Raw genomic sequence first — 18,861 nt, forward strand, 5'->3', positions numbered from 1 at the left:
AAATACGAAATTTAAAAATTCAATAACCAAACTTTTCCCCCAATCATTCATATCCGACTTGCGACACCCTGCGTGACGAAGTCAGGCAGGCAGGGCTGTTTTCACTGTTTGGATTTTTGAACCTTCGTACATTAGGTTTTATTTGTCATAAGGACTCCTATGGAGAGATTTGTTTATTGTATTTTGTCCAAAGGACTCCTCTGGAGTAATTTCTGGTTTATCCAGGTTAGGAGTTTAAATGGACGATAGGAACTCCACCAGCCCTACTTCCGAGTTGGTAAGGTTAAGCTTTTTTCGCAGCCTTGTCCGGGCGACGTCTATGGTTCGGGGTGATTGGCCGGTAATTGAGGAGATTTCTTTGGTGGTCATGTTCAGACTGAGGAAGGCGCAAAGGCGTCGTTCGTTAATGGAAAGGTCAGGATTGATTTCATTAAGCTTGTTGTAAAACTCGTTGTGAACCTGTTGAAACCTGATTTCAAATTCGTTCCACACAGTCTGATCCTGGGTCTTTTCAAGGTCCCTAACGATTTCTAATATCCAGTTGGTATCCAACCTTATACCAAGCGCTACCTGATTTTGGAGTTTATCAACTATGTTATGAATCAGTTCATTTTTTTGAATCTGATACATCACATTGGTAGCCAGCTCTTTGTTCTTGATTTCTAATTCCTTCTCGAGGCTGCTTTTTTCCAACTTAAGATTTTTAGCATTCAAATCGATGATTTCTTTTTCTAGTTTTAACCTGCGGTTTCGACTGGTGGAAAGAAAATACAGCAGGCTCAGGATGGCTATGGTTAGGATTAATGTAATGCCAATCATCAGGTAGCGAAGTTCCTTACGCTTCTGTTCCAGTTGTAAAATCCTCTCGTTTTCTTTGAGTTGAGAGGTGATTTCGAGGTGGGTCAATTCCTTAAGTGCCGCCTCGCGGTTAAGTTTTTCATTTAAGTCGGCAAGCATTACATGGTATCTGTAGGCGGAGTCAATCATTTGCTTTCGGTCATAAACTTCATGCATCAATTTGATGATCTGAACCAGTGAGGTCAGGTTCCCTACCTTGACTGCAAGGTCGTATCCAAGCCGGAGTTGCTCCAGTGCCTTATCATCTTCATTTATTCTGACGAAATGGTCTGAAAGCATCCGGTACGATTGTACCATTCCATACCGGTCATCATTGCTTTGCCGGATTTTAAAAGCTTCTGATAAATACTCAAAGGCTTTTTCAGGTTGCTTTTTTTCGATGTAAACACTACCCAGGTTATTCATTAGCATGGCAAGCATCCTTTCACTTTCCGGTGTTCTTCGGGCAAGGCTGATGCCGCGTGAATAATAATCAACGGCAAGGTCTAAATCCTCCATCCTTTGACTAACGATACCAAGATTGTTGTAGATGGTAATTAATTGTATGTGTGGTGAGTAAGTTGCCTCATCAAATGGCAGTTTTTCGTAATATTCCAGGGCTTTCCTGAAGAATTCCCCGGAATGCTCATACTGGTTTAGTTGCAGATAAACAGCACCGATATTTATGTATCCGCCCGCTGCTCCCCGTTCGTCCTCCGTCTCTTTTTTGATTTCAAGGTACCTGTAAAAGTATTTGATCGAAACGTCGAGGATTCCCTGGTTAAAGGTTACAATTCCCATGTTAAACAAGGCATTGGCCAGCAACACTTTATCTGAGGATTTTTCAGCGATATCCAGTGCTTTTTCGCCAAACTGAAAGGCATTTTGAATATCAGCAACTGCATATTCTCTCGAGATTTCGATAAGTAATTTAACCCGAACAGAATCTTCTCTTGATGTTTCGACCAAAAAGAGCAACGAATCAATAGCAGCATGATCCTGTGTCTTTGCAGGTAGTCCAACCAAAGCAACAATTGAAACAAAAGCAATCCATATTCTGAACAGCAATGATCTCACCTGATTTTCAATTTAATCAGGGCAAAAGTAATTAAAGTTGGGAATAGAAATTAAGAGATCAGCACCCAAACCCACATCGAGGTACGGTAGCTCATCATACAGTAAATTTTTTCATAAACACCATCAAAACCCTGCTCTGAGAGGAGCGGGGTTTTTTGTTGATTATTGGTTTTTTGAGTCCGAATTTTTAAGGAGTGCTCATCATTAGCTCTTTGATGAAACCGGCCAGGTAAAGTGGGAGCGATATCAGCGAGTATTCAATTTCCTCTATTTCGCCGTTGATGTTTATATTGGCAGATAACTTATCACCTTTCGTTGGAAAATCCAGATTAAACCTTATTCCGGTCGTTTGATCTTTTTCGCCCAGGTAAACCTGCAGTGATTTCAGCGTACCGGATTTGCCTGCTTTTACTTCAATCGGGTAAATTTTGTTTCCAATTTGATGCAGAAAGTCAATTTCAGCATTGGCGTTTTTCTTGTCACGCGCCCAATAAAACAGGCGTGCATCTTCAAAGTGCTCAAAGCCGGCAATCAATTCCTGTCCTACAAACTGTTCGGCAAGGGCGCCCTCGAAGTCAGTCACAAGCTGCTGAATATCCGTTAGTTTAATTCCTGCCATGTTACATGTTAGCCCAATATCCAGAAACAACGGTTTGAAAAAGTCTTGATCCACAAATTGGGTGATCGGAACATTTGACGAACCGGTTCGCCGAACAAGGTGAACGATCCTGCTCAATTCGAGTTTCAACAGCGCCTCTTTCAGGTAATTTGAATGTTCCGATTTATTGATATTTACATACTTGACCTTCTGCCCAATGTGCCCTGCAGCATACACCATACATTGATTAAGCAACTCCTGCTGCTTTTTGGTTCCATATTTTGCAAAATCATACTTAAACGAAGTGATGATCGCATTTTGTTCCTTTTCCACTTCAAGCAAATTCCCCCTATCACGGTAAACCTTCACAGCCGCCGGCATTCCACCTATGAAAAAATACAACCTCAACCATGTGACAATTTGCGAATGTATTGCCTCTCCAAATGGCTGATTTAGATTGTAGGTCGCAAGATAATCTGCCAGGCCATCCTGCTCATTCGCCATCAGAAACTCAACGAAATTCATCGGATACAGATAAGCAAACTCAACCCTGCCAACGGGCATGGAGTAGTTCATTTCGCTCAGCGTGTGATCCAGAAGCGAACCTGCTGCAATTACATGTAATCCGGGCAGCTCCTCATAAAAATAACGCAATGCCACCAACGCTTCAGGAAGTAATTGCACTTCGTCAATAAACAGCAGTGTTTCGCCTTCGGTAACCGGGATGTTAAACAGGGCAGTGAGTTCATTGATGATCAACCGGGGATCATTACTTTTAAAAACTGCTTCCAGGTTGGGGGTCTTTTCCGGATTGACTTTGAGGTAGTACCTGAACGAATCCATGCCAAACTGATCCACGAGCCAGGTCTTGCCCACCTGCCTTGCCCCTCTCAGAATCAATGGCTTTCTATTTGGATTTACCTTCCATTCGTTAAGGTATGATTCGAATAATCGCTTCATGTTTTTTTCTGCAAAAATACAAATTATCCAAAACACCATAGTACTTTGGATACATTTATCTAAAATACAATAGTATTTCGGATATTTTTATCTAAAATACCATGGTAAAATAGATATTAACTCTAAGACAGAAAGGAAAAATGGTTCATTCCAAATCCTTCTGGCAGAACATTTTTTGGTACTTTTGCAGCCATTTCCAAGCAACAAATTTTCTTAATCAGTTACTGAACTTGAAGCTCAATCCAGTTTACACTTACATCCTAATCATCCTCTCAATGGTTTTCTGGGGGTTCAGTTTTGTGTGGTCGAAGATCGTGCTGAACTACTACGATCCGGTGACTACGGTTCTGCTTCGTCTGATCCTCTCTTCAGCAATCATGTTTGCGGGATTGAAATTATTCAATAGGGTGCAGAAGATCAAAGCGGAAGATTACAAACTTTTTCTGCTTTCAGCGCTGCTCAATCCTTTTCTCTATTTCCTGGGCGAAAACTATGGTTTACAGTTGTCTTCCCCAACAATTGCAGCTGTCATCATTGCCACCATTCCTTTGTTTACGCCCATTCTCGGCTATATTTCGTTTAAGGAAAAACTTTCGGTACTTAACATTGTCGGGCTGTTTGTCTCTTTTTTTGGGGTTATATTTATGCTGATTGACAAAGATCTTTCCTTTTCGGCATCGCCCCTTGGGGTGGCGTGGCTATTCCTGGCAGTGATCACGGCAGTTCTTTACGCGGTCATGCTGAAAAAGCTGGCATTCAAATACGATCCCTTCACCATCATTGCTACCCAAAACTTAATCGGCGCCTTGTATTTTTTACCTCTTTTTTTTATCCTCGATTTCCATCAATTCATCCAGGTCAGGCCTAATGCAGAGCTGATCACCTCGCTGCTGCTGCTTGCCTTTTTCGCCTCCTCCCTTGCCTTTGCCTTTTTCACCATTGGCGCCCGCGAAATCGGCATCAGCAAAACCAGCCTCTTCTCCAACCTGATACCGGTATTTACCGCCATTTTCTCCTGGTTCATTTTAAAGGAACATTTCGAAATCCAGAAAATCGGCGGCATGGCGCTGGTACTCTCCGGCGTAATCCTCTCACAGATCAAGGGCAAAAAGATGTTTGTCAATTTCTACCGGTTTATCTTTTTTCGGAAGAAGAATGGGAATGGTGAATGGCAGTAAATGGTACAATTGAAAAAAACTATTCTCTTATTCCGAAATTCACCCCGTGAGTTCAGTCCGGCGAACACCGAATTTTCAACTTTGTGGGTCGCTCATTCGGTACTCTTGGGGTGAATTGAATAAGGTTGTTCGACATCGCCAGGTAAGTTTGATGAGAAATCGCAACAGCATGAAATCAAAAAAGAACTTTCTGCCAACAATTCAACGGTAATAAAATCAGTTTTATCTTTGTACACATCTTATGTAATTAAAAATGCATGATGACAAATTTAGAAATTTTAAAAACCAGGCTAATTGACCGGATACTTCTGACAGGAAATCAACATCTGCTCGAAACCATTGACAATATTTTTACCTTATCACAAAATCCCGCCAACGAAGTCATGGAACTGACCTCAGAGCAAATTGAAATGTTGATGATGAGCGAGGAGGACATAAAATTCAACCGTTTAATTACTCAGGAAGAATTGGATATATCGGACGAAGAATGGCTCAGTTAAAGATTGTCTGGACTGTTACAGCTGTCAATCAGAGAAATAGCATTTTTAAATATTGGAACGAAAGAAATAAAAGTACACTCTACTCCAAAAAACTTGCTGGAAAAATCAAGGAAAGACTCAGCTTGTTGCAACAAAATCCCAATATGGGTAAACCAACAACTTTCAGGGATTCAAGGACAATATCAATGGGGCATTACAGCATTATTTATAAGTTTAACGAGTTCCAAATAATTGTGTCTGCGTTCTGGGATACCAGACAAGACCCAAAAAAATTAATCGAAATTTTAAAAGAGAATTTGTAGCGATTATTCATAATAAAAGCCAGAAACTTTTGGTTTTTATTTTCGAAACAGTTATTTCCCAAGGAAGAATCATAACAAGAGTGGCGCTACATTAACATTGTCAAAATGTAATTTCACAACTATTTAAATGCGCAAACGGCAGTAGTGCCCTATTCCAAAATTCACTCCGTGAGTTCAGTCCGACGATTATGAATTTTCAACTTTGGTGGTCTCATATTAACCACTCTCGGGGTGAATGGAATAAGGTTGCTGAAAACCAATGCATTGCACTTTTATACTAAGGTTTTTGAGTGGGATATTTTTTTTCCACTTGAAACTGTTAAATAAAATACATCCGAAAATGGGGCAGTTCAGTTTATCAAATTGCCTATCAAGATAAGGAACAACCAAATTTTCAACACCAAACCTATGTTGAAATGTCGGACAAGGCATTCATTAAATCCGGCAACGAGAAATCGTCTCACCCTAAAATAGTATTGCCCGAATCAGGTCAATTAAAGAGTTCATCGAATACTTGTTAAAGAATGTAAGAAGCTGCCGGTGGAAAAATTGGATATTTTTGCGGCAATTAATTTTTAATATCATGAGTAACAATACTACATTCAGCGTAAAAGGCGAAGACCTGCTGAAAAAAATCAAGGAGATCATTCACGAAGGTAACGTAAACCGGATCATCATCAAGAATGAAGAGGGCAAGGTTTATCTTGAAATTCCTGTTACTATCGGAGTAATCGGCACCATAATACTGCCGGTTTTGGCTGCAATCGGAGCGCTTGCAGCTATGGCTGCAAACTTTACAATTGAAGTGGTGAGGAAAGAGTAGGCAGAAAGTTTAATCTACAAAAACAAATCATAATAAATTTATGATGGGTTCCATTTTTTCTTACTAATCCAGTCTTTCAATGGTTTCCTGGTAAATTACGCCTCTTTCTGCCAGTCCGTTGAGGATGAAATCGACACAGGTTTTATCCTGCCCAATGAACTCAGGCGCTGATATTCCATTGCGGGAATACATTCCTTTTGCCACCATCCTGACTGCCATTGTCGCAGTGTAACCTGTTGAACGCGCCATCGAGTGCACGCGTGTTTGGGGATCATAACTATCGAAGAGGTGATAAATATAGCGGAGTTTCCGGCCATCTTTTTCTCCTTCGATGATTACCTGCATCACCGTTATATCTTCCTCATTTTCCCGGAGTTTCCATTTGGGGAAAAGAATTTTGGACGTAAAATCCAATGGGCTGATCATTGCACCGTTGATTTCAATCGGATTTTTATCAAAAAATCCGGTTTCGCGCAAAATGGCCATGATTTCAATGTGACCCTTGTAACGAAGTGTTTTCTCGATCATGTTAGGACAATCAATCGTTTTGGCCAGTGACCGTAATCCATCGCTGTTGAAGGCTTCCAAAGTGCCGATTACAGGAAAGTTAATCAATTCCGGATCGGACAAGGCTGGCCGGGTAACCAGGAATCCGTTTTCCATATAGCGTGCAGGACGGGTATATTCTTCTATCACATCCACTGGCGAAAAGACAGCTTTGTATTCATAGGGCCATTCCCGTTTCCTGGGTAATCCGCCGACATAAATTACTGCTTTGGTGGTTTTATCCAACTGTCCATGAGCATAACCAATCAGGACATTGCTCATCCCGGGCGCTACACCGATATCGGCAATTGCCACGACTTTTTTTTCTTTGGCAAGATGATCCAAATCAAATAAATCCTCAGGGAAAAATGAAATGTCAACCACATTTTTACCTGCCTCAATAATCGCTTTCAGTGTCTGGTAACCCATAAATCCCGGCACTGCCGAAAGAACAAGGTCATAACCTTTAACAATTCCTTTAACAGCCTCCCTGTCGGATAAATCCATGTGAATGGTTTTTAGGTTGCTTATTCCATCCAATTTGGCCAGGGATGTTTGGTTAATATCCACCACAGTGACCTCGAATTCACCATTTTTTGCAAGGTCGAGTACCATGGGAGTGCCCACCAGGCCGGCTCCAAGAGTGATTACTTTCATTTGTGCGATTTTGTTTGATAATAGGATTTGATCATTGTGTTGCAGATGAATTCAGCCGCTTTGCCGTCTCCGAAAAGAGAAGGAAAATCAGGATTGCCGGTGCTCATGAAATATTCAACAGCATCCTCAATTTTTGATTTGTCTGCATCGGCCAGAATTGCAGTCCCATTTTCAACCAGTTCCACCCACTCGGTTTGTGGTCGCAGGATTATGGAAGGTTTGCTGAAGAAATAGGCTTCCTTTTGCACACCACCCGAATCGGTTACTATCAGGCGGGCATTTTTCTCCAGTTGAATCATGTCGAGGAAAGAGACCGGCGGAATCATTTTCAAAAATGGATTACTAAAAAGGTCAACATAGAGGTAGAGCGGCAGATTGTGTTTCATCATCTTACCGGTGCGGGGGTGGAGCGGCAGGATAATTGTGATTTGCCGTTCACGGGCAATGGAATTCAAAGCGTCGAAAATGGCAGTTAATCTCCTGGAATCATCTGTATTGCTGTCGCGATGGATTGTACAAAGGATAAAATCGTTTGGCCTGAGATGGTTTCTGGTTAACACCTCTGATTGTTTCTTGGCAAGACCGGCAAAATAAATGCTGTTATCGTACATCACATCTCCACAATGGAAAACCGCCGGGTTGTTTATGTCAAAAGGTGGATTCGCGTACTCATTAAAGCCTTCACGTATAAGGTTTTTTATGCCGGAAGATGTAGGTGAAAACAGTAAAGTGGAAACATGGTCGCATGCAATCCGGTTGATTTCTTCCGGCATTCGTTTGTCAAACGATCGAAGACCGGCTTCGATGTGAACAACTTCTACACCGCTTTTGGAAGCCGCAACAGCACCCGCGAGGGTGGAATTGGTGTCTCCATAAACAACCAGATAATCCGGTTTCAGTTCAAGCAGAATTCTCTCAATCCCTTCGATCATTTTGGCAGTCTGAACTCCATGCAATCCTGACCCAACTTCAAGGTTAAAATCTGGTTTGGGAATATTGAGTTCATCGAAAAATACCTGCGACATGTTCTCATCATAGTGCTGCCCGGTGTGAAGTATGTATTCCGTCAGTTCTTTCTGAAAATGCTTTCGGATGGTTCTGCTGAGTGCTGCAGCCTTGATAATTTGTGGCCTGGCGCCAACCAAAGTCAATAACTTTATCATTTTAACAAAAAATTTCGGCGAAATTAGAATTAATTCACATCTTCAGCATACGATAAACTGCGTTGGATTGTTTTTTTAACTTTGACGCCACAATCAAAAACAAGGATGTTTTGATAAAATACCTGAAGCACGAAGAAATTGATACTGAGAAGTGGGATCAATGTATCGACCAGTCAGTCAATGGGATCCTCTATGCCTACTCCTGGTACCTCGACCTTGTACACAGCAGTTGGGAAGCATTGGTGGAGAACAACTATGAGCGGGTGATGCCGCTTACTGCAGGTCGGAAACTGGGAATTGACTACCTGTATCAACCCCCTTTTACCCAGCAACTTGGAATTTTTTCGACATCTCAGTTGAGTGATGCTGTAATAGAGGATTTTATGAAAGTGATCCCGGCAAAATTCAAATTTATCGAGATCAACCTGAATACGCACAATAAGTTCAGAGATAATGTGCCTGGTTACCATCCCTGGCTCACACACGAACAAGACCTGATCAGCCCCTATGAAAGCATCAGAGCTAACTATTCAAGCAACCTCAAACGCAATTTGAAAAAGGCTGAACAAGCCAAAATTTCAATTGCCGAAAACATAAAACCTGACGAAATCATCAGTATTTTTAAGAAAAACAGAGGGAAACTGCTCCCGGGAATGAAGGATGAAAATTACGATCTCCTCAGGCGTATCATCTATGTATTGATTTACAAGAGGATGGCATACGTGGTTGGCGCTTACACCGAAACCAACAACTTGTGTGCAGGAGCATTTTTTGTTTACAGTAAAAAGAAAGCCATCTTTTATTTTTCTGCCACCGATGAAACCGCCAAAGCTACCGGCGCCATGTCGTTGCTTATCGACCATTTTATCCGAAAACACGCCAATACGCACACTACCCTGGACTTTGAAGGCTCCAATGATCCCAGCCTGGCTCGATTTTATAAAAGTTTCGGAGCTAGCGAGGTAACTTATCCACATATCAAAATCAACAGATTAAACCCATTCATTAGTTTGGGGGTGGAATTGGTCAAGAGATTGAGGTTTTAAATACCAGAATCTGAATTGTGCCAGTAATGAGTCTGTGATCCGGGAAATTCAAAATGTAAAATAGAAATGACAGATTTTATTCTTCGTAGCAGGAAATCCTGGGGTACATTTTGGGTACTGAACAAAAGAAAAGCCTTTAAATTTTGTGTCATTTAAAGGCTTAACTTGTTGAAAATCATTAATTATGTGATCCAGCTGGGACTCGAACCCAGGGCCCACGGCTTAAAAGGCCGTTGCTCTACCGACTGAGCTACTGAATCAGTCCTGAAACGGGCGGCAAAAGTAGCCCCATTTTTTTAATTGACAAACCGTTTTTCAATTTTTTTTCTTATTTAATTATTAAAGAATTGATATTCTGTGGTTTATAGGTAAGAAATCAAAAAATATTGACTGGGCCAAGTCCTTCCCTTACCACTTCAATTTCAGTGCCCGTACAATCGAGAATTGTTGATGCCGTGTTTCCACCAAAACCACCATCAATCACGATATCTACCAGATCGCGGTACTTTTCGTAAATCAACTCAGGGTCGGTGGTGTACTCTATCACATCATCTTCATCATGGATAGAAGTAGTCATAATCGGGTGGCCAAGTTGGCGGACTATTTCCAGCGGAATGTTGTGGTCGGGAATACGTATACCTACTGTTTTTTTGCGCGATTGGATGTATTTCGGTACAGTGTTGTTGGCCTCTAAAATGAAAGTGTATGGACCGGGCAACACCCGTTTGATCAGTTTAAAAAGGTTGTTGTCGATGGGTTTTGTAAATTCTGTTATCTGGCTCATATCATGGCAGATGAAAGAGAAATTTGCTTTTTCAGGCTTTATCCCTTTGATTCGTGCGATCCTTTCGATGGCTTTCGATTTGAAAATGTCGCATCCCAACCCATACACGGTATCGGTAGGGTAAATAATAATACCACCGTCGTAAAGGCATTCCACAACCTTTTCAATCTGTCGTTGACTTGGTGTTTCCGGATGAATTTTTAGAAGCATAACAATTCTGTTAATGAGTGATTGCCAGAAAACTATTCGTGTTGAAAATCAGTGTTTGCCTCTACCCTCCGGAAGTCTCGGGATAAATTCCGGGAGCACTTATTTTCAACACTTTGCTCTCTTTTGGGGAGGGGTAGAAAAGCTGTTGAAAATCCTTCGGGATAGCTTTCTGGCAACCACTAATTACGTTACGCAGCAAAAATAGACATTTGGTTCAGATGAAGATGATTTTCTTATACTTTTGCAACCTAATGTCGGAACGACTATGTTATTCAGCGAAATCATAGGACAAGATCATCTTAAGACACGTCTGAAAGAGACCGTGCGCAACAACCGCGTGGCGCATGCCCAGCTTTTCTATGGAAGCCAGGGAAGTGGTAAACTGGCGCTGGCGATTGCTTATGCACAGTTTATCAATTGTCGCGACAAGCAAAAGATTGAGCATGGAGACTCCTGCGGAAAATGTCCATCCTGCATCAAATACAACAAGCTGATCCATCCTGACCTGCATTTTGTATTCCCGGTTGCCGGCAGCGATTCGGGCAAGAAGTACATAAGCAGTATGTTTTTCAGGGAATGGCGTGAGTTCTTGATCGAAAACAGTTATTATGTATCGTTAAACGACTGGTACACAAAGATTGCCATAGAACGCAGGCAGGCTGCCATCAACGTGCATGAAAGTAACCAGATTATTCATACGTTAAGCTATACAAGCTATGAATCAGAATACAAAGTGATGCTGATTTGGATGGTGGAAAAGCTGAATTACCAGGCTGCACCCAAATTGCTTAAAATACTCGAAGAGCCGCCTGACAAGACACTTTTCCTGCTGATTGCCGACCAGACCGACCAGATCATCTCCACTATTCTGTCAAGGTTGCTTCCGGTTAAAGTGCCGCGAATCGAGGATGCGGTTTTGATCGAAGCCTGTCATCAGCGCTTTGGATTGACTGAAAATGAAGCGGCTCAGATTGGCATGCAGGCTGAGGGCAGTTTTACAGAGGCGCTTCGGCTTTTAGGGCAAAGTGAAACCAGGAAACTGAATTTTGAACGATTCAGGGACTGGATGAGGAATTGCTGGCAGTTTGATGTGAAAGAACTGCTTACTTTCAGCGACCTGGCCGCAAAAGAGAGTCGAGATGGTAATAAAAGTTTTCTGCAGTTTGGCCTTTTGATGCTGCGAAACTGCCTGATGCTCAATTATACCAAAGATGCTATTGTAAGAATTACGAATGAAGAGCGGTCGTTTTACGAAAAATTCTCCCCTTTTATCAATCATCTAAACATACTATCATTTACTGATGAGTTCAACAAGGCCATTTATCATATCGAACGAAATGTGCATACAGGGCTGGTTTTCTTCGATCTTTCACTTACGTCGGCCAAACTTCTCAGGTTGAAATAAAATTTCCAGACAGGGAGTACTTTTTTGGTAAATTTGCAAACTTTCAGATTGGTGAATATTTTACCCGAATCTAAATCAGAGCAATGGAAAACAACGAAATAAAAAATAATACCACCACAACCGATCGCAACTTCCTGAGTCGCGGTTGCTGCCATGCACCGCAGCTTTATCACGACAATAAAGATATCGCCAAAGACCGCTGTTGCAAGCTCAACACTATCGACTGGATGAAGGATGTCCAGCTTCCTGATGATCAACCTGCATTCGATTGCATTGAGATCCGTTTCAAGAACAGCCGGAAGGATTTTTTCAGAACACAGCCAGATATGAAATTTGAACCGGGTGATATCGTTGCCGTTGAAGCTTCTCCCGGGCATGATATTGGGATTGTTTCACTTACAGGTGAGATCGTAAAGTTACAGATGCGCAAGAAAAATGTTGACCCTATGTCGGTGCAAATTAAAAAAGTGTATCGCCGGGCAAGGCTATCCGACATCGAAAAGTGGCTGAATGCAGTGGATATTGAGCCAAGAGCAACCCTCAAATCGCGGAAGATCGCCAGGGAGATGCGCCTTGAGATGAAAATCAACGATGTGGAATACCAGGGTGATGAAACCAAAGCGGTATTTTATTATACGGCTGAGGAAAGGGTTGATTTCAGGGAGTTGATCAAAGTACTAGCAGAAGAGTTTAAAGTGAGGGTTGAAATGCGTCAGATTGGCGCCAGGCAGGAAGCAGCCCGACTTGGCGGAATTGGCTCTTGTGGTCGCGAACTTTGCTGTTCCACATGGTTGTCCGAATTTTCATCGGTTTCTACCAATAAGGCCCGTGTGCAACAAATGTCGATGAATCCTCAGAAACTGGCAGGACAATGTGGAAAACTCAAGTGCTGCCTCAACTATGAATATGACGTTTACCTTGACGCCCTCAAGGATTTCCCCGACATGAATACAAAACTCAGGACAGAAAAAGGCGATGCTGTACATCAGAAGACAGACGTCTTCAAAAAAATAATGTGGTATTCCTACATCAATGACCAGTCGAGTCTTTTGGCACTTTCAATTGAAAATGTTAAACAAATTATCAGTGATAACAGAAAAGGGTTGATTCCCAAGTCACTTGAAGATCGGGCGATACAACATGAAACAAAAACCGATGATTTCGGATCGGCCCTCCAGGAAGAAGATATTCACCGCTTTGATGTAAAGGATGAGAGAGGCGGAAAGAAGCAGAAAAAGAAATGGCAAGCTAACAAACACAGACCTGGTGAAAGACATCACAAACCGATAAAGCGGGACAAAGGTGACCAGGCGCCCGGAAAATCTGAATCGAAAAGTGAATAGCCAAAGAAGAATGAAATAAACTAAAAGGTTTTGCATCTGTTTTATTGCAAAGCCTTTTTTAATGGAATCAAACCATAGAAACGATCATGCCATTATACTATTCGACGGAGTTTGTAACCTCTGCAATTGGTTCGTCCGGTTTGTTATCCGACACGATAAATCAGGGTATTTCAAATTTTTTGCAGTGAGCTCGGATGCTGCAAAAGATTTGCTTGCAGGTTTTGATGTCGGCAAGATGATTGGTGAAAACACCGACAGCGTGGTTTTACTTGAAGAGGAGAAAGTTTATATCAAATCTGATGCAGTGGGAAAAATTGTTGAAAAATTGAACCACTTCAGTTGGATATCAGTAATTTACAAATTATTTCCTGTTATTATGAAGGATTGGATTTACGATTTTGTTGCAAAAAGGCGTTACAGGTGGTTTGGGAAAAAAGAATCCTGCATGATACCCACACCCGAGATCATGGAACGTTTCATTGATTCCAAGTGAATCGTAAACAAAATTTATTTCATGTAAAAAATTGATTAACAATGAAAATACTAACAAAAAAGGTTTCAACACTGCAGCAAAATGCCAATGCCGTGATCTTATTGCATGACACCGCTCATCTCAAAACTGAGGTGCTGTCGGATGAAGAAATTGCCTACATCAGGGAACAGAGTGATACACATGAAATCAACCGGTTTACATTCAACCGGCTGTCGCACATAGTGCTGGTAAAAATTATCAAGGCTGAAAAGGAAGATTACCTGACACTGGAATCGTGTCGCAAAGCAGGGGATGAGGTACAGGCCGAACTGAATAAGATGAAGATCAAATCGGTATCTATTTTGAGCTATGGTGTTGAAGTGGCAGCAATTCTTGCTTTTGTGGAGGGTTGTGGTTTGGGCAGTTACCAGTTTCTGAAATATTTAAAGGAGAAAAATAAAAAGGCAAATACACTTGTCGGGATCAATTTGCTGCAAGACGGGATCGATGATTCAGACCTTAAACAGCTAAGGATATTGCTCGATGCTGTTTTTACAGCCCGCGACCTGGTGAACGAACCGGTGATTTACCTGACTGCAGTCCGGTTGTCGGAAGCCTTTGAGAAGATGGCTTCTGATGCCGGAATCAAAATCGAAGTTTTCAACAAAAAGAAAATCGAAAGCCTGAAAATGGGAGGTTTGCTTGCTGTGAACAAGGGCAGTATTGATCCTCCTACTTTTACCGTGATGGAGTGGAAGCCCGAAAATCATACCAATCAAAAACCGGTTATTTTGGTGGGTAAAGGGGTTGTTTATGACACCGGCGGCCTGAACCTCAAGACCGGATCCTTCATGGAGAACATGAAAATGGACATGGCCGGCGCCGCCATGATGGCTTCGGTGATTTATGCCGCCGCAAAGGCTGACCTGCCATTGCATATCATTGCCCTTATGCCGGCCACCGATAACCGTTTGAACGGAAATGCCTATGCCTCGGGAGATGTGATCACAATGTATGACGGCACTACCGTTGAGGTGATCAACACCGATGCTGAGGGTCGTCTGATACTGGCCGACGCGCTCAGTTATGCAAAGAAATTCGATCCGGAACTGGTAATCAATGCAGCAACCTTGACCGGCGCTGCTGTGCGTGCCATCGGTAAATACGGTGTTGTGGCCATGCACGCCAATGCCGGTAAGCAGATGGAAGCGCTCAAAGTTAGCGGAAACAAAACATACGAGCGCATTGCCGAGTTTCCTTTCTGGGAAGAGTACGGCGAACTATTGAAATCCGATATTGCCGATCTGAAAAACCTTGGTCCTGCCGAAGCCGGAATGATCACCGCCGGTAAATTTCTCGAAAAATTCACCGATTACCCATTTATTCATCTTGACATTGCCGGGCCGGCATTCCTCGAAAAGCGCGACAAATACAGGGGTGCAGGTGGTACAGGAATCGGTGTACGGTTATTGTTTGATTTTCTTCAATCCTTAAAAATTTGAATTTGATTGAACTTTTGTAATTGATATTGCAGATTTTTTCCGAATTTTGTTTCGGTTTTTATTTTCGCTGTTCATTAACCAAATAATAAAAATTGAAATGAAAAAATTCGTGAAAGCCTTTCTTTCGGTGGCTGTGGTTTTGCTATTCAATGCCATTACATTTGCCCAACCGATGAATGAAAACAATGCTTTGAAAGTAGCCCAAAACTTTCTGATGTATCACTCTTCCGACTTTCAACTTTCAAACATCGAAACCGTTTCCGATGATGAAGAGTCACTTGCATTTGTGGCGCATCTCACACCAACCGGCTTCATCCTGATTTCAAACAGTCGTTTGGTCACACCGGTAATTGCCTATTCTTTCGAAAGCAACTGGAATTTTGGAGGAGTAGAGGAGGAAATTTTTATAACGTTAATTTATGCTGATCTCAGAAACAGGCAATGTTTCCCTGACCTGTCAGCTTACAACATTCAAAAACTTGATCACCTTTGGTCTGCTTATTTATCCGGAACCTTAAACACGAACCGGTTTGAACAGTGGCCGCCCGAGGGAACTACACCCACCGGAGGCTGGCTGATGGCCAACTGGACGCAATCGGCGCCTTACAATGCCATGTGCCCGATTGACCCCAACACCCACCAGCGCGGTTTGGCCGGTTGTCCTGCAGTGGCAATGGCACAGATTGTCAATTGTATCATGGAAATTAATGGAACACGGTTGACCGACGCTGATGATTATTACCATAATTTTGGAGTAAACAATAAATACTGGATCGACAACGACTGGCAGGAACACGGATTCCCTTACTTCGACTCTCTCAATCTTTACCTTGACACGCTTGAATACAATTATGCAAACAATAAACCCATCAGCCAGGCACAAAAGGCGGCCATCAATTTTGCCTGCGGCACGGCATTGAAACAGGTATACAGCTCTTCTATTTCGGGAACTTACGGCATGTCGCAGGCAGGCGTGGCTTATCAGCGGTTTGGTTTTGAAGAGTCAAGGCTGGCGTTGTCTCCGGATACTACAGAAAACAGGAACCTTGCAGAAAACATGAAAAGCGGATGGCCGGCACACCTTGGTTTGGTTGATCCTGCTCAAACTGTTGGGCACAATGTGGTGGTTGACGGTTACAATACCGATGAGTTTTACCATTTTAACTTTGGATGGGGTGGCTCAGCCAACGGATGGTACACCATGCCACCCACATCCATCCCCTACAACCTCACTGTAATCGAGGGAATCGTTCTGGATATTTTCAAAGGGACTTCTGTCGGGGTAAATCATGATAAGCCTGCTGCAAATTTTGCCGAAGTTTTTTATCTCCCTGCAGAAAATATCGTTGCTATTAACTTTTCTGAACCAAAACATAACCAATTGGAAATTTGCTTTATCTCTGTTACGGGCCAGGTTCTGGATCGGGAGATCATTTTAACAAACGAGCAGCAGAAATATTACGAAATCAATCCACCAAAATTTAGTAATGGATTGGTCATCTGTATTTTATCAGATCTACACGGGTTATTGTTATCAAAAAAAATGATCATTTTAGATTAGGATCACAACCCTTTACATTAATATCTTGGATAGGAATCAAATCCTGCTTATAACTTCAGGCAACCTTTTCAATGCCTGCGTGTTTTAGTAAGTATGAACATTCAGATTTTAGCAAAGCCACGATTGTTTTTTATTCTCCTGGTCTTTCTCTTTTTTGGCGCCATGAACCTGAGGGGTCAGCAGGCGCATCCAATACTTTCTTATTTTACAGCCGTTAGGGTCAACAATACTGTTCAGATTAACTGGGCGATTTCAGGGGGTAATACCTGTAACGGCATACTGATCCAACGTTCGACAGATGGTATTTTCTTTGAGGTCATCGGCGAGATCGGCGGGGTATGTGGTTCACCTGATGTGGATGTTCCTTATGTTTTTACAGATGAAAATCCGGAGTCAAATCAAACCAATTATTACAGACTCGAACTGGGATCTCAGGGTTTTACAAATCCGGTTACCATCGAATATTTCCCACTGAATGTGGATGGTTTTAGTTTGATTTTGGATAAGAATGCAGGAATAGCTTATATCCACTTTGCCAATCCGGAGCAAAATCTTGCTACTTATCGCATTTATTCGATTGATGGTAGATTTCTTCGGGCAGGTGAAACGAATGATTCGGTGATAATTTTTGATTTTTCAGTTTTACCGGTGCAGCTTTTTGTTGCAAACATCACTATCTCAACTTCTGCCTTTTCGGTTAAAATCTCGAAATTTTAATTTTCAACTCGGCTGCATACCATCAATTTCAGCCGAATTCCGTTATCTTTGCAAAAAATCTGAAATAATGGAACAGCAACAAAATATTTCACCTGAACTTCCACAGGTTCGCATAGGATTTACCCATGGCGATGTGAACGGCATCGGCTATGAAATCATCATCAAAACACTTGCTGACGATCGAATGATGGAGATGATAACTCCAATCGTTTTCGGTCATTCAAAAGTGGCGTCCTATCATCGCAAAACGCTGCCGATCAAAGAATTCAATTTTAACCTGATCAAGCGTGTTGATATGGCAAACCCACGCCGTGCCAACATCTTCAACATCACCGAAAGAGAAATCAAGCTGGACGTAGGTACAATGACACCAACCGGTGGAGAACTGGCGTACCTGTCCCTGAAAGCAGCTGCAGAATCGCTCGACCACAATGAGATTGATGCCATTGTAACTGCCCCTATCAACAAAAAGAACATCCAGTCGAGGGAGTTCAACTTTCCCGGTCATACCGAGTTTTTTGCCAGCAGATATGGCGTAAACAATTACCTGATGCTGATGATCAGTGGTCCGCTAAGGATTGGCGTAATTACAGGGCATATCCCAATTAGCAAGGTTTCGGAAACGATCACCCAGGAATTGGTACTCAACAAAATTCGCATCATGCATCAGTCACTGCTGCAGGATTTCGGCATCCGTAAACCCAGGATCGCCGTTTTGGGACTTAATCCTCATGCAGGAGACAACGGCCTGATCGGGACTGAAGAACAGAAAGTAATTATTCCGGCTGTTCAGGCGGCATTTAATGATCGGATTCTTGCTTACGGACCTTATCCGGCTGATGGTTTTTTTGGTTCATCAAACTACAAAACTTTTGACGGCATCCTGGCTATGTACCACGATCAGGGAATGCTCCCATTTAAAGCACTGGCTTTTGACAGTGGTGTAAATTTTACTGCAGGTTTGCCAATTGTTCGCACATCTCCGGCTCATGGCACCGCATACGAAATTGCAGGAAAAAACCTGGCTGACGAAAGTTCGATGCGCGCTGCTGTTTACCTGGCCTGCGATATCGTCCGCCACCGCCAGGACTATAAGGAAATGTCAGCCAATCCGCTCGAACCCATTGCCAGCTTCGATGATGGAGACGAAGATATCCGAAACGGAGATCATGACATGTAA

18 protein-coding genes and 1 tRNA gene are annotated in these 18,861 nt (G+C 42.3%); 12 read left to right on the forward strand and 7 right to left on the reverse strand.

What is annotated here, in order from left to right; all coding sequences use genetic code 11:
• Positions 1–234: 234 nt before the first annotated feature.
• On the reverse strand, positions 235–1,914 hold the full coding sequence (locus tag IH598_01610) for a tetratricopeptide repeat protein (GenBank protein ID MBE0637200.1): 1,680 nt from the start codon (positions 1,912–1,914) through the stop codon (positions 235–237).
• 187 nt (positions 1,915–2,101) lie between these two features.
• Complete coding sequence (locus IH598_01615) at positions 2,102–3,472, reverse strand: ATP-binding protein (protein ID MBE0637201.1); 1,371 nt, start codon at positions 3,470–3,472, stop codon at positions 2,102–2,104.
• A gap of 230 nt (positions 3,473–3,702) precedes the next feature.
• On the opposite strand from IH598_01615, the gene IH598_01620 reads away from it, so the two are divergent.
• The 4 genes from IH598_01620 (at position 3,703) to IH598_01635 (ending at position 6,275) form a co-directional block, all read left to right on the forward strand.
• Positions 3,703–4,650 (forward strand): DMT family transporter, encoded by a 948-nt coding sequence (locus tag IH598_01620; GenBank protein MBE0637202.1) that lies wholly within the window; start codon positions 3,703–3,705, stop codon positions 4,648–4,650.
• A gap of 260 nt (positions 4,651–4,910) precedes the next feature.
• Positions 4,911–5,150 (forward strand): hypothetical protein, encoded by a 240-nt coding sequence (locus IH598_01625; GenBank protein MBE0637203.1) that lies wholly within the window; start codon positions 4,911–4,913, stop codon positions 5,148–5,150.
• Positions 5,138–5,452, forward strand: a complete 315-nt coding sequence (locus IH598_01630) for a type II toxin-antitoxin system RelE/ParE family toxin (GenBank protein MBE0637204.1) — start codon at positions 5,138–5,140, stop codon at positions 5,450–5,452. Before IH598_01625 ends, IH598_01630 begins: the two co-directional genes overlap by 13 nt.
• A gap of 583 nt (positions 5,453–6,035) precedes the next feature.
• Positions 6,036–6,275, forward strand: a complete 240-nt coding sequence (locus IH598_01635; protein ID MBE0637205.1) for a DUF4342 domain-containing protein — start codon at positions 6,036–6,038, stop codon at positions 6,273–6,275.
• Positions 6,276–6,338: 63 nt separating this feature from the next.
• Here IH598_01635 and IH598_01640 read toward each other — a convergent pair whose 3' ends face one another.
• Both IH598_01640 and wecB read right to left on the reverse strand, forming a co-directional pair.
• Positions 6,339–7,487 carry a saccharopine dehydrogenase NADP-binding domain-containing protein gene (locus IH598_01640; protein MBE0637206.1) on the reverse strand — a complete coding sequence of 383 codons (1,149 nt, stop codon included), beginning with the start codon at positions 7,485–7,487 and terminating at the stop codon, positions 6,339–6,341.
• Positions 7,475–8,638, reverse strand: coding sequence for a UDP-N-acetylglucosamine 2-epimerase (non-hydrolyzing) (gene wecB / locus IH598_01645; protein ID MBE0637207.1), 1,164 nt, complete (start codon positions 8,636–8,638; stop codon positions 7,475–7,477). Before wecB ends, IH598_01640 begins: the two co-directional genes overlap by 13 nt.
• A gap of 113 nt (positions 8,639–8,751) precedes the next feature.
• On the opposite strand from wecB, the gene IH598_01650 reads away from it, so the two are divergent.
• The gene (locus tag IH598_01650) at positions 8,752–9,687 is read left to right on the forward strand and encodes a hypothetical protein (GenBank protein ID MBE0637208.1); all 936 of its coding nucleotides are present in this window, start codon (positions 8,752–8,754) and stop codon (positions 9,685–9,687) included.
• Between the two features lie 187 nt (positions 9,688–9,874).
• On the opposite strand, the gene IH598_01655 is transcribed toward IH598_01650, so the two are convergent.
• The 3 genes from IH598_01655 to IH598_01665 form a co-directional block, all read right to left on the reverse strand.
• Positions 9,875–9,947: transfer RNA gene (locus IH598_01655), tRNA-Lys, on the reverse strand.
• A gap of 116 nt (positions 9,948–10,063) precedes the next feature.
• Positions 10,064–10,681 carry a threonylcarbamoyl-AMP synthase gene (locus tag IH598_01660; protein ID MBE0637209.1) on the reverse strand — a complete coding sequence of 206 codons (618 nt, stop codon included), beginning with the start codon at positions 10,679–10,681 and terminating at the stop codon, positions 10,064–10,066.
• A gap of 61 nt (positions 10,682–10,742) precedes the next feature.
• Positions 10,743–10,880, reverse strand: a complete 138-nt coding sequence (locus tag IH598_01665) for a hypothetical protein (protein ID MBE0637210.1) — start codon at positions 10,878–10,880, stop codon at positions 10,743–10,745.
• 66 nt (positions 10,881–10,946) lie between these two features.
• On the opposite strand from IH598_01665, the gene IH598_01670 reads away from it, so the two are divergent.
• The 7 genes from IH598_01670 (at position 10,947) to pdxA (ending at position 18,861) form a co-directional block, all read left to right on the forward strand.
• Positions 10,947–12,086 carry a DNA polymerase III subunit delta gene (locus tag IH598_01670; protein MBE0637211.1) on the forward strand — a complete coding sequence of 380 codons (1,140 nt, stop codon included), beginning with the start codon at positions 10,947–10,949 and terminating at the stop codon, positions 12,084–12,086.
• Positions 12,087–12,169: 83 nt separating this feature from the next.
• Positions 12,170–13,429, forward strand: coding sequence for a hypothetical protein (locus IH598_01675; GenBank protein MBE0637212.1), 1,260 nt, complete (start codon positions 12,170–12,172; stop codon positions 13,427–13,429).
• Positions 13,430–13,490: 61 nt separating this feature from the next.
• On the forward strand, positions 13,491–13,922 hold the full coding sequence (locus IH598_01680) for a DUF393 domain-containing protein (protein ID MBE0637213.1): 432 nt from the start codon (positions 13,491–13,493) through the stop codon (positions 13,920–13,922).
• Between the two features lie 41 nt (positions 13,923–13,963).
• Positions 13,964–15,403, forward strand: a complete 1,440-nt coding sequence (locus IH598_01685; protein MBE0637214.1) for a peptidase M17 — start codon at positions 13,964–13,966, stop codon at positions 15,401–15,403.
• A 97-nt stretch (positions 15,404–15,500) separates the two neighbouring features.
• Entirely contained in the window at positions 15,501–16,964 is a 1,464-nt protein-coding gene (locus IH598_01690) for a C10 family peptidase (GenBank protein MBE0637215.1), read from the forward strand.
• 93 nt (positions 16,965–17,057) lie between these two features.
• Positions 17,058–17,681, forward strand: coding sequence for a hypothetical protein (locus tag IH598_01695; protein MBE0637216.1), 624 nt, complete (start codon positions 17,058–17,060; stop codon positions 17,679–17,681).
• Between the two features lie 67 nt (positions 17,682–17,748).
• Positions 17,749–18,861 (forward strand): 4-hydroxythreonine-4-phosphate dehydrogenase PdxA, encoded by a 1,113-nt coding sequence (gene pdxA, locus IH598_01700; GenBank protein MBE0637217.1) that lies wholly within the window; start codon positions 17,749–17,751, stop codon positions 18,859–18,861.

This window comes from Bacteroidales bacterium (genome assembly GCA_014860585.1).
Lineage (GTDB): Bacteria > Bacteroidota > Bacteroidia > Bacteroidales > 4484-276 > RZYY01.

What these genes read in the sequence shown, in the direction of transcription:
- IH598_01615 (MBE0637201.1), bottom strand. Translation starts at nt 3,472, where the DNA reads ATGAAGCGATTATTCGAATCATACCTTAACGAATGGAAGGTAAATCCA.
- IH598_01625 (MBE0637203.1), top strand. Translation starts at nt 4,911, where the DNA reads ATGACAAATTTAGAAATTTTAAAAACCAGGCTAATTGACCGGATACTT.
- IH598_01630 (MBE0637204.1), top strand. Translation starts at nt 5,138, where the DNA reads ATGGCTCAGTTAAAGATTGTCTGGACTGTTACAGCTGTCAATCAGAGA.
- IH598_01635 (MBE0637205.1), top strand. Translation starts at nt 6,036, where the DNA reads ATGAGTAACAATACTACATTCAGCGTAAAAGGCGAAGACCTGCTGAAA.
- IH598_01660 (MBE0637209.1), bottom strand. Translation starts at nt 10,681, where the DNA reads ATGCTTCTAAAAATTCATCCGGAAACACCAAGTCAACGACAGATTGAA.
- IH598_01670 (MBE0637211.1), top strand. Translation starts at nt 10,947, where the DNA reads ATGTTATTCAGCGAAATCATAGGACAAGATCATCTTAAGACACGTCTG.
- IH598_01675 (MBE0637212.1), top strand. Translation starts at nt 12,170, where the DNA reads ATGGAAAACAACGAAATAAAAAATAATACCACCACAACCGATCGCAAC.
- IH598_01680 (MBE0637213.1), top strand. Translation starts at nt 13,491, where the DNA reads ATGGAATCAAACCATAGAAACGATCATGCCATTATACTATTCGACGGA.
- IH598_01685 (MBE0637214.1), top strand. Translation starts at nt 13,964, where the DNA reads ATGAAAATACTAACAAAAAAGGTTTCAACACTGCAGCAAAATGCCAAT.
- IH598_01690 (MBE0637215.1), top strand. Translation starts at nt 15,501, where the DNA reads ATGAAAAAATTCGTGAAAGCCTTTCTTTCGGTGGCTGTGGTTTTGCTA.
- IH598_01695 (MBE0637216.1), top strand. Translation starts at nt 17,058, where the DNA reads ATGAACATTCAGATTTTAGCAAAGCCACGATTGTTTTTTATTCTCCTG.
- pdxA (MBE0637217.1), top strand. Translation starts at nt 17,749, where the DNA reads ATGGAACAGCAACAAAATATTTCACCTGAACTTCCACAGGTTCGCATA.